Here is a 9,106-nt window from a genome sequence, read left to right as displayed (position 1 = left end):
TTGCCCTGCTACACGTCTCTGCAAGCGTTTATGCACGTGAATGATACGGTGGCTTTTGTACCCTCGGCCATTGCTGCCACCGGTGGCTTCCAAGTGATTGACTTAGACATGTCTTCCCTAAATTTCAATGTGGTTGTGGGATGGCATAGAAGAGCTTCGGGCAGTGTATCCAGAGATTGGCTTGTTCAGGTTATTGCAGGATTGCACACGTCAAGTTAGCTCAAAATGAATACGCCCTAGTTTTGTAGACGCTCTATGACCGCTTCTGGCCGGGTGTGTGAGGTCGCCACCGGCCGCTTTGTAGAATTCAAAACGCAGAACCGGTGTTTGGCTGAGCGGCCGGTCTGGAGATAGCTGGATGGCCGGAATGGGTCGTGAGCGGACATAGTCAACAACAGCACAGCGATTAGCTCTGACCGGAACAGTGATCACGAACCGCCGGCTCCTGCAGCCCCCTTAATCGTCTGGGTTTCGCTGCTTGTTGCGACTCACTGTGGACACCCTCAAGACGCATCCTTGTGCTTCGACTGGCAAGCGAAATCGCATGGAAGACTCGTAGATGGTCTTTTCCGACCTTCGTTCTCTGCGCAGATCAGATCGCGAGGAGCCTATGGATGATCAGCCCAACCGGCGCATTGGTACGACGCTTCCGCCTTCCTTAATGGCTTCGAGGTAGTCGGCCCACTGCTGCATCATTCGTCGCCGTTCCGTTAGGTGGCTGGTTCGGTTGTATGAACGTCCGTTGGCATCGCGGACCGCATGCGCGAGCTGGTGCTCGATGAAGTCCGGCCTCACGTGCAGTACTTCATCGAGTATGGTCCGGGCCATAGCTCGGAAGCCGTGGCCGCTCATCTCGCTTTTCTCGAATCCCATTCGTCGCAGTGCTGAGAGGATGGCGTTGTTGCTCATTGGTCGCCTCGGACTGCGGGGGGAGGGAAATAGGTAGCGCCCCGATCCGGTCAGCGGTTGAAGCTCTCGCAGAATGGCCAATGCCTGAGATGACAGAGGGACGAGGTGAGGCTCTCGCATCTTCATTTTCGATGCGGGGATGTTCCACTCGGCGGCATCTAGATCGATTTCCGCCCATTCGGCCTGCCGAAGCTCGCCGGGACGGACGAAAACCAGCGGGGCCAGCTTGAGGGCGCAGCGCACGGTGAACGTGCCTGTGTAGTCCTCGATGGCACGCAGCAGCGCCCCCACCTGCTTGGGGTCCGTGATTGCCGCGAGGTTCTTTTCCTTGGGACGTGAGAGTGCCCCCCGAAGGTTTGGGACGGGGTTGCTCTCCGCTCGCCCCGTGGCGATGGCGTAGCGGAAGACTTGGCCAAGCTGCTGCTGAATCCTGTGGGCGGACTCCACCGCGCCACGCTCCTCCACTCGTCGTAGACAGTCGAGAACCATCGGGGCTTTGACGTCCTTGATGGGCGTGGCCCCGATCCAGGGGAAAACGTCGCCCTCCAGCCACGCCTTTACCTTGACGCTGTAGGAGACGGCACCCATTCGCCCTCGCGTTTGGCAAACCACTCCCGGGCGATGGCCTCAAGGCTGTTCGCCGTGGCCTCGGCGCGTGAGGCCTTTTGGGCTTGCTTGGCTGCGCCAGGATCGATGCCGGCAGCGAGTTGTCGCTTGGCCTCGTCGCGCCGATCCCGTGCGTCCTTGAGGCTCACGGCGGGGTACGCGCCGATGGCGAGCCGCTTTTCTTTCCTGTCCATCCGGTACTTGAGGCGCCAGAGTTTTCCGCCGGCTGGCGAGACTTCGAGGTATAGGCCGCCGCCATCCGTAAGCCGCTTGGGCTTGTCGGCTGGCTTGGCTTGGCGGATGGCCGTATCGGTCAGGGGCATGGGGGCATTTCTCCGTCGCCGCTGGGGGCATCGGACTGTTTGTGCCCCCGGATGCCCCCAAAGATGCCCCCGCCTTAGGGCATATGGCAATGCACCCCTCTGGCTTTCCTCGGACACAAAAAAAGCCGAAACCCTTGATTCTGCAAAGGATTCCGGCCTGATTTGTACAGCGCTGGACAACTAAATGGTGGAGGTGGCGGGAGTTGAACCCGCGTCCGAGAGCACTCCATGCCCGGCACTACATGCTTAGCTCACCGTTCGTTCTCGGCCTGCGGAAACACGGTGTGCGAAGCACGCCGCAGGACATACCCGCTAAGTCTCGTTTCCGGTTGGCGGGTCGCCGCCGGGAACCATCCCGTGATAGTGACCCTACATCCACGAGCACAGGCACAAGTGGGTTCGGGGCTTACGCCTTAAGCGGCGAGAGCGTAGACGTCGTCGTTGGCGTCTGAGTTTTTGCTGCTGGATTAACGAGGAAAGCCGCCCCCTCGGCATGCGCCAAGCAATTTCGCAACCCCCGTCGAAGCCAGGACACCCCCGGTTCTGCGGTCGTCGTGAAACGACTGACCAAGCCAGTATGGGGATGGGGCCGGGGCGGCACAAGGGCGGCCACGCCGCCGTTCAGGCGTCCTTGTTGCGGTGGCGAAGGGCGCGCTGCTTCTCGCGCTGCCAGTCCTTGTCCCGCGCCGTGTCGCGCTTGTCGTGCTCCTGCTTGCCCTTCGCCAGCGAGAGCTCCAGCTTCACCTTGTTGCGCTTCCAGTACATCGCCGTGGGCACGAGGGTGTAACCGTCGCGTTCGACCTTGCCGATGAGCTTGTCAATCTCGTGCTTGTGCAGCAGCAGTTTGCGCGTGCGGCGGTCGTCGGCCACGACGTGCGTGCTGGCTTGGATCAAGGGCGTGATCTGCGAACCGAACAGGAACAGCTCGCCGCCGCGGATCACCGCATAGGCGTCGCCGATGTTGGCGCGACCGGCGCGGATCGACTTCAGCTCCCAGCCCTGCAGCGACAGCCCGGCTTCGTAGCGCTCGCCGAGCGCGAACTCGTGGCGCGCGCGCTTGTTCAGCGCGATGGTGCCGCCGCCGGATTCGGTATCCTTTTCTTTCTTCTTGCCTGCCATGCGCGCATTGTCGCACGGGCCCACGCTGTACGACCCCAACGCCCGCCGATGACCCGCATCCAGCGCCACGCCCTCGTCATGCATTCCGCCAGCCGGATGTTCCACCTCGTCAACGAGGTCGAGGGCTATCCGCGCTGGTTCGGCTGGTGCGAGCAGGCGGCGGTGCTCGAGCGCAGCGCGGACACGATGGTGGCCCGCCTCGACCTGAAGATCGCCGGGCTGCGGACGAACTTCACCACGCGCAATCGCTGGGTGGAGCCGACGCGCCTCGACCTGCAACTCGTCGACGGCCCCTTCAAGAAGCTGGAAGGCCACTGGATCTTCCACGCCCTCGACGAGGAGGCCTGCAAGGTGAGCTTGAACCTCGATTTCGACGTGGCCGGTGCGCTGGTCGGCAATGCGCTGGCGCTCGGCTTCCAGGGGCTGGCCGACCGGCTGGTCGACGATTTCTGCCGCATCGCGAACACGGCGGATCGCGGGCGGACCTGATGCCGATGGCCGAGGCCGGTGGTGTCGAGGTGATCTATGCCGAGGCCGGCCGGGCGTGGCGGTTGAGGCTTCCGGCGACGGAAGGCCTGACGGCGGGCGATGTGCTGGCGTCCCTCAGGGAGCACGCGCCGTCATGGCCCGAGGCGGCCCACGCGCCGGTGGCTATGGCGGTGTTCGGGCGCGAGGTGGGGCGTGAGACGGTCCTGCGCGCCGGGGATCGCCTCGAGCTGCTGCGCGCGCTGCCGACAGATCCCAAGCTGGCGCGTCGTGCCCGCGCTGGGGCGGGCCGGCAGGGCTGAGTGCGGCTCAGCGGCCGCGGCGGTCCTTGTCCTTGTCGCGGGCGAGGTTCGGGCCGAAACGTTCGACCTGCTCCTTCGCCATCGCGCTGTCCGCTTCCGCGAAATACTCACCTTCCCACTTCGTCAGGCTGTCGCCTTCGAAGTGCAGGGTGAAGATCTTGACCACGGCGTCGCCGTGGCCACGCTGTTCGGACGAGACGTAATCCCAGCGGTTCTGACGGAACGGATCGGCGACGGAGGGCGAACCGAGCAGGGCGAACACCTGGCGCTTGCTCATGCCGGTCGCGAGCTGCTCCACGTTCTTCTGTTCGAGCAGGTTGCCCTGGAAGATCGGCTGGCGGTACAGGCAGCCCGAGAGCAGGAGAGGGGCGGCGACGGCCAGGGCGAAAAGGATGCGGCGCATGGGGACTCGGCGGGTCGGAAACCCCGCGATGATACACTCCGGGCCGTAATGCGCCGCAGCCCCGGTGGCGCTGTTCAGGAGCCCGCGAGGATGCCGATGGAATCCAAAGACCTGCGAAAAGTCGGCCTGAAGGTCACGATTCCCCGCATGCGGATCCTCGACATCCTCGAGAAGCAGCCGTCGGCGAAGCACATGACCGCCGAGGACATCTACCGCGTGCTGCTCGACAAGGGCGACGACATCGGCCTGGCCACGGTCTACCGCGTGCTCACCCAGTTCGAGGCTGCCGGCCTCGTGCTGAAGCACAATTTCGAGGGCGGCCAGGCCGTCTACGAGCTCAACCAGGGCGAACACCACGACCATATGGTCGATCTCGACACCGGCAAGGTGATCGAGTTCCACAGCGACGAGATCGAAGCCCTGCAGCACGCCATCGCGACGAAGCACGGCTTCGAGATCGAAGACCACGCGCTGGTGCTTTACGTCCGCAAGAAGCGGAAGTAAGCGGCCCCGTCAGGAGTGCCGTAGGCGCGGCAGCGACGCGCCGCCGCAGTCCAAGCCTCAGCCTTTCCTCGCCTTCTCCAGCATCTGCTTCGCGCTGGTGCGCACGGCGGCGGTGATCTCGACGCCGCCGAGCATCCGCGCGATCTCATCTACGCGCGCCGGCTCCTCGAGTTTCTCGGGCTGGCTGAAGGTCTCTTCGCCGCTCACCGATTTCGCCACGCGGTAATGCGAATGGCCCTGCGCGGCCACCTGCGGCAAGTGCGTGACGCAGAGCACCTGGCGCCCGCCACCGAGCTGGCGAAGCTTTTGCCCGACGATCTCGGCGACGGCGCCGCCGATACCGGTATCCACCTCGTCGAAGACCATCGTCGGCGTGTCGTCGAGGCCAAGGGTTGCGACTTCGATGGCCAGCGCGATGCGCGCCAGCTCGCCGCCTGAGGCGACTTTCCGCAGCGGACGCGGCGACTGGCCGGGGTTGGCGCTCACCAGCAGCTCGATGCGCTCCGCCCCGGTGGCGTTCGGACGCGGTTCCGCCTGCGTTTCGAAGGCGACCTCGAAAACCCCGCCGCCCATGCCGAGTTCCTGCATCAGCGCCGAAATGGCCGAGCCGAGGGCGGCGCCCTGCGCGCGACGGGCCGTGGAAAGGGCCGATGCCGCCTCGCGCCAACGGCCGGCCGCCGCCTCGCGTTCGGCCTGCAGGGCCACCACGCGTCCCTCCGAGCCGCGAAGCGCCTCGAGTTCCGCGCGCAGCGCTTCACGACGTGCTTCGAGGTCGTGCAGAGGAGCGCGGTGCTTGCGGGAAAGGTCGTGCAGGCGCGACAGCCGCTGTTCGCCGCGCTGCAGTTCGTCGGGGTCGAGCTCGAGCCCGTCGCGGGCGGCCTCGAGCAAGCCGGCGGCTTCCTGAAGCTGAAGTCGTGCGGATTCCGCCAGGGCCGCGGCCTCGGCGATACGCGGCTCGTCCGCCACCCATTTCGACAGCGCGGCGAGCGCCTGCCCGATGCCAGCGGCGGCGCCGTCGTCATCGCCGATCAGCAGGCCGGCGCGGTCGCAGGCCTGCACCAAGGCGCCGGCGTTCGCGGCGCGGCGGTGCTGGGCGAGCAGGGCGTCGATGTCGGCCGGCGCCAAGGACTCTCGATCCAGCTCGTCGAGCTGGTGGCCGAGGTAATCGATGCGGTCGCCGACATCGCCGCGCTCCTGCAGCGTTGCCAGTTCGCGTTCGGCCGCCTGCCAGTCGGCCGCGGCCTTGTGGACCGGGACGAGCAGGGGCTGGAGGCGCCCGAAGGCGTCGAGCAGACTCAACTGAAGGGTGCGATCAAGAAGCGCCTGATGTTCATGCTGGCCGTGGATCTCGACCAGCCGAGCACCCAGCGCGGCCAGCTGGCTGATGCTGACCGCGCGCCCGTTGATCCAGGCTTTTGAGCCGCCGTCGGCTTTCACGACGCGGCGGAGCTGGCAGGCGCCGTCGTCGTCCAGCTCGTTCTCGGCCAGCCACACGGCGGCGTCAGGCGCGTCGTCCAGCGTGAATTCGGCGGACAGCTCGGCGCGGGCCGCCCCTGTACGCACCATGCCGGCGTCGGCCCGGGCGCCCGACAGCCACAGCAGGGCGTCGACGAGCAGGGACTTGCCGGCACCGGTTTCGCCGGAAATCACCGTCATGCCGGGGCCGAAGCGCAGCTCGGCGGCGCGGACGACGGCGAAATCACGGAGGGAGAGCAGCTTGAGCATGGCGTCACGACGGGGAAAGGGGCGGGCAGGGGGGCGCCCCGTGCCGGCGAGGGCGAACGCTAGCATCCGGCCATGGCAGCGCCAACGCTTGCCATCGGGGATTCACGGACTTATCTATGCGACATGTCGCCTTCCTCGCATCGCCTCGACCCCCGTGCCCGCCAGCTCCTGCGTTCGCTGGTGCACCAGTACATCGCCCATGGCGAGCCGGTGGGGTCGCGCACCCTGGCCAAGCAGTCCGGGCTCGACGTCAGTGCGGCGACCATCCGCAACATCATGGCCGACCTCGAGGAATTGGGGCTGGTGGCCGCGCCCCACACCAGCGCGGGCCGCATCCCGACCTCGCACGGCTATCGGGTCTTCGTCGACAGCCTGATCGAGCTGCCGCAGCCGGACGAGGGACTGGTGCGCCAGCTCGCGCAGCAATTGCCGCAGGGGCAGGGCACCCAAGGCCTGCTGGCCGGTGCCACCGAGCTGCTCTCGTCGATGAGCCATTCGGTCGGGGTGATCACGGTCCCCCAGCGGGCGGCCTTCGCGTTCCGCCACATCGAATTCGTGCCGATCGATGCCCAGCGCGTGCTGGTGGTCATCGTCTTCATGGACCACGAGGTGCAGAACCGCATCATCCAGACCCGTCGTCCGTACACGCCGGACGAGCTGGAACAGACTTCGAACTACCTCAACCGGCACTACGCCGGCCGGGGCTGGGCCGACATCCGCGCCGCCCTGCTGCGCGAACTGCAGGACGCCAAGTCCGAGCTGGAGCGCACCCTCGCCGCGGCGGTGGAGCTCTCCGAGCAAGTGCTGCCGGAAGGCGGGGACGACGTCCTGGTCGCCGGCCAGACGCGGCTGATGGGCAGTCCCGACATGGCCGATGTCGAGCGGCTGCGCGGCCTGTTCGACGCCTTCGCCCAGAAGCGCGAGATCCTCGGCCTGCTGGAGCGCTGCGCCCGGGCACAGGGCGTGCGCATCTTCATCGGCGAGGAGACCGGGCTTGCCCCGTTCGGCGGCTGCACCGTGGTCACGGCCCCCTATGCCGTGAATGGCCGGGTGCTGGGCGTGTTGGGGGTGATCGGCCCCACGCGGATGGCCTACGAGCAGGTGATCCCGATGGTGCAGGCCACGGCCCAGCTGGTCGGACAGGCCTTGAAACCGTCGACGCCGGCCCCATAACCGGGTCGATCGTCACCGAACTGCCGCCATCGGCGGCCTTGGAAAACCCATGAACCACGAGCACGAGCCGGCCGATCCGGCCGAGGCCCCGGAAGGCGCTGCGCCGGGCGAACACCTCTCCACCGAGTCCCCGGTGGAGATCGAGAACGCCGAGCTTCGGATGGCGCTGGCCGAAATGCGCGAGCAGACGCTGCGCGAGCGCGCGGAGTTGGAGAACCAGCGCCGCCGCATGGCACGCGAGGTGGAAAGCGCCCGCAAGTTCGCCAACGAGCGCCTGCTCGGCGACCTGCTGCCGGTGTTCGACAGCCTCCATGCCGGCCTCAAGGCCGCGGGCGCGGAAGCGCATCCGCTGAAGGAAGGGCTGGAGCTGACCCTGCGCCAGTTGCTCAAGACCGCGAAGGACAACGGACTGCATGAGCTCGACCCCAAGGGCGAGGTCTTCAACCCCGAGTTCCACCAGGCCGTGACCCAGCTGCCGAGCCCGGATGCCGCACCCGGCACCGTGCTCGACGTGTTCCAGAAGGGCTACGTGCTCAACGAGCGCCTGCTGCGGCCGGCGCTGGTCGTCGTCGTCGCCGACGCCTGACGGTTGCTTGAACAGGACGCGCCGTAGAGGCGCGGCCTGCGTGACGAAGACTTGAATCAACGTCCCGCGAACCCAATTCCAGACATCACTGAAGCGGCGCCGCGCGCCGGACGAATCGAAGAACAGGAGACTCCCATGGGCAAGATCATCGGCATCGACCTCGGCACCACCAACAGCTGCGTCGCCGTCATCGAAGGCGGCAACGTCAAGGTGATCGAGAACGCGGAGGGCGATCGCACCACGCCGTCCATCGTCGCGTTCACCAAGGACGGCGAGACGATCGTGGGTGCGTCCGCGAAGCGCCAGGCGGTCACCAACCCGAAGAACACCTTCTACGCCGTCAAGCGCCTTATCGGCCGCCGCTTCACCGACGCCGAGGTCAAGAAGGACCTCGATCTCGTGCCGTACGGCATCTTCGCCCACGAGAACGGCGACGCCTGGGTGGCCACCGCCGATGGCAAGAAGATGGCGCCGCAGCAGATCTCGGCCGAAGTGCTGGGCAAGATGAAGAAGACCGCCGAGGCCTACCTGGGCGAGACGGTCACCGAGGCCGTCATCACCGTGCCGGCCTACTTCAACGACTCGCAGCGCCAGGCCACCAAGGACGCCGGTCGCATCGCCGGCCTCGAGGTGAAGCGCATCATCAACGAGCCGACCGCGGCCGCGCTCGCCTACGGCCTCGACAAGGGCGACACCAAGGACCGCAAGATCGCCGTGTACGACCTCGGCGGCGGCACCTTCGACGTGTCGATCATCGAGATCGCCAACATCGACGGCGAGAAGCAGTTCGAAGTGCTGGCCACCAACGGCGACACCTTCCTCGGTGGCGAGGACTTCGATGCGCGCGTGATCGATTTCCTGGTCGAGGAGTTCAAGAAGGAGCAGGGCATCGACCTGCGCAAGGACCCGATGGCGCTCCAGCGCCTGAAGGACGCTGCCGAGCGCGCCAAGATCGAGCTCTCCTCGTCGC

The 9,106-nt window shown here is 66.3% G+C and carries 11 protein-coding genes and 1 other RNA gene; 6 read left to right on the top strand and 6 right to left on the bottom strand.

Translation table 11 applies throughout. From position 1 onward, the window contains the following. Window positions 1-618 precede the first annotated feature (618 nt). The 4 genes from ACIQ6S_RS13755 to smpB form a co-directional block, all read right to left on the bottom strand. On the bottom strand, window positions 619-1,497 hold the full coding sequence (locus tag ACIQ6S_RS13755; RefSeq protein WP_397608847.1) for a tyrosine-type recombinase/integrase: 879 nt from the start codon (window positions 1,495-1,497) through the stop codon (window positions 619-621). After that, window positions 1,467-1,838, bottom strand: coding sequence for an Arm DNA-binding domain-containing protein (locus ACIQ6S_RS13750; protein WP_397608846.1), 372 nt, complete (start codon window positions 1,836-1,838; stop codon window positions 1,467-1,469). The genes ACIQ6S_RS13755 and ACIQ6S_RS13750 overlap by 31 nt, the downstream gene beginning before the upstream one ends. 185 nt (window positions 1,839-2,023) lie before the next feature. Continuing rightward, window positions 2,024-2,377: a transfer-messenger RNA gene (gene ssrA / locus ACIQ6S_RS13745) on the bottom strand. Window positions 2,378-2,459: 82 nt separating this feature from the next. Next, on the bottom strand, window positions 2,460-2,957 hold the full coding sequence (gene smpB, locus ACIQ6S_RS13740) for an SsrA-binding protein SmpB (protein ID WP_297866377.1): 498 nt from the start codon (window positions 2,955-2,957) through the stop codon (window positions 2,460-2,462). A gap of 48 nt (window positions 2,958-3,005) precedes the next feature. Here smpB and ACIQ6S_RS13735 point away from each other — a divergent pair, with 48 nt between their 5' ends. Continuing rightward, window positions 3,006-3,446: a type II toxin-antitoxin system RatA family toxin gene (locus ACIQ6S_RS13735; RefSeq protein ID WP_397608845.1), complete on the top strand. Its 441-nt coding sequence runs from the start codon at window positions 3,006-3,008 to the stop codon at window positions 3,444-3,446. After that, the gene (locus tag ACIQ6S_RS13730; protein WP_397608844.1) at window positions 3,446-3,745 is read left to right on the top strand and encodes an RnfH family protein; all 300 of its coding nucleotides are present in this window, start codon (window positions 3,446-3,448) and stop codon (window positions 3,743-3,745) included. The genes ACIQ6S_RS13735 and ACIQ6S_RS13730 overlap by 1 nt, the downstream gene beginning before the upstream one ends. Before the next feature lie 7 nt (window positions 3,746-3,752). Here ACIQ6S_RS13730 and ACIQ6S_RS13725 read toward each other — a convergent pair whose 3' ends face one another. After that, window positions 3,753-4,148 carry an outer membrane protein assembly factor BamE gene (locus ACIQ6S_RS13725; protein ID WP_397608843.1) on the bottom strand — a complete coding sequence of 132 codons (396 nt, stop codon included), beginning with the start codon at window positions 4,146-4,148 and terminating at the stop codon, window positions 3,753-3,755. A gap of 96 nt (window positions 4,149-4,244) precedes the next feature. On the opposite strand from ACIQ6S_RS13725, the gene fur reads away from it, so the two are divergent. Further along, window positions 4,245-4,652 (top strand): ferric iron uptake transcriptional regulator, encoded by a 408-nt coding sequence (gene fur / locus ACIQ6S_RS13720; protein WP_397608848.1) that lies wholly within the window; start codon window positions 4,245-4,247, stop codon window positions 4,650-4,652. Window positions 4,653-4,709: 57 nt separating this feature from the next. On the opposite strand, the gene recN is transcribed toward fur, so the two are convergent. After that, window positions 4,710-6,377 carry a DNA repair protein RecN gene (recN, locus tag ACIQ6S_RS13715; RefSeq protein WP_397608842.1) on the bottom strand — a complete coding sequence of 556 codons (1,668 nt, stop codon included), beginning with the start codon at window positions 6,375-6,377 and terminating at the stop codon, window positions 4,710-4,712. Between the two features lie 123 nt (window positions 6,378-6,500). Between recN and hrcA the strand changes: the two genes are divergently transcribed. The 3 genes from hrcA to ACIQ6S_RS13700 all read left to right on the top strand — a co-directional run. Continuing rightward, the gene (gene hrcA, locus ACIQ6S_RS13710; RefSeq protein ID WP_397608841.1) at window positions 6,501-7,550 is read left to right on the top strand and encodes a heat-inducible transcriptional repressor HrcA; all 1,050 of its coding nucleotides are present in this window, start codon (window positions 6,501-6,503) and stop codon (window positions 7,548-7,550) included. 49 nt (window positions 7,551-7,599) lie between these two features. Next, window positions 7,600-8,136, top strand: a complete 537-nt coding sequence (gene grpE / locus ACIQ6S_RS13705) for a nucleotide exchange factor GrpE (protein ID WP_397608840.1) — start codon at window positions 7,600-7,602, stop codon at window positions 8,134-8,136. A 135-nt stretch (window positions 8,137-8,271) separates the two neighbouring features. After that, a partial coding sequence (locus tag ACIQ6S_RS13700; protein WP_397608839.1) for an Hsp70 family protein occupies window positions 8,272-9,106 on the top strand: 835 nt, incomplete at its 3' end.

Origin of the sequence: Silanimonas sp., from assembly GCF_044377035.1 — a bacterium.
Classification (GTDB): Bacteria; Pseudomonadota; Gammaproteobacteria; order Xanthomonadales; family Xanthomonadaceae; genus Silanimonas.
This window is presented reverse-complemented; position numbering and strand designations above follow the sequence as displayed.

Excerpts from the sequence above, each read along its gene's own strand:
- ACIQ6S_RS13755 (WP_397608847.1), bottom strand. The coding sequence starts at position 1,497 with ATGGGTGCCGTCTCCTACAGCGTCAAGGTAAAGGCGTGGCTGGAGGGC.
- ACIQ6S_RS13750 (WP_397608846.1), bottom strand. The coding sequence starts at position 1,838 with ATGCCCCTGACCGATACGGCCATCCGCCAAGCCAAGCCAGCCGACAAG.
- smpB (WP_297866377.1), bottom strand. The coding sequence starts at position 2,957 with ATGGCAGGCAAGAAGAAAGAAAAGGATACCGAATCCGGCGGCGGCACC.
- ACIQ6S_RS13735 (WP_397608845.1), top strand. The coding sequence starts at position 3,006 with ATGACCCGCATCCAGCGCCACGCCCTCGTCATGCATTCCGCCAGCCGG.
- ACIQ6S_RS13730 (WP_397608844.1), top strand. The coding sequence starts at position 3,446 with ATGCCGATGGCCGAGGCCGGTGGTGTCGAGGTGATCTATGCCGAGGCC.
- ACIQ6S_RS13725 (WP_397608843.1), bottom strand. The coding sequence starts at position 4,148 with ATGCGCCGCATCCTTTTCGCCCTGGCCGTCGCCGCCCCTCTCCTGCTC.
- fur (WP_397608848.1), top strand. The coding sequence starts at position 4,245 with ATGGAATCCAAAGACCTGCGAAAAGTCGGCCTGAAGGTCACGATTCCC.
- recN (WP_397608842.1), bottom strand. The coding sequence starts at position 6,377 with ATGCTCAAGCTGCTCTCCCTCCGTGATTTCGCCGTCGTCCGCGCCGCC.
- hrcA (WP_397608841.1), top strand. The coding sequence starts at position 6,501 with ATGTCGCCTTCCTCGCATCGCCTCGACCCCCGTGCCCGCCAGCTCCTG.
- grpE (WP_397608840.1), top strand. The coding sequence starts at position 7,600 with ATGAACCACGAGCACGAGCCGGCCGATCCGGCCGAGGCCCCGGAAGGC.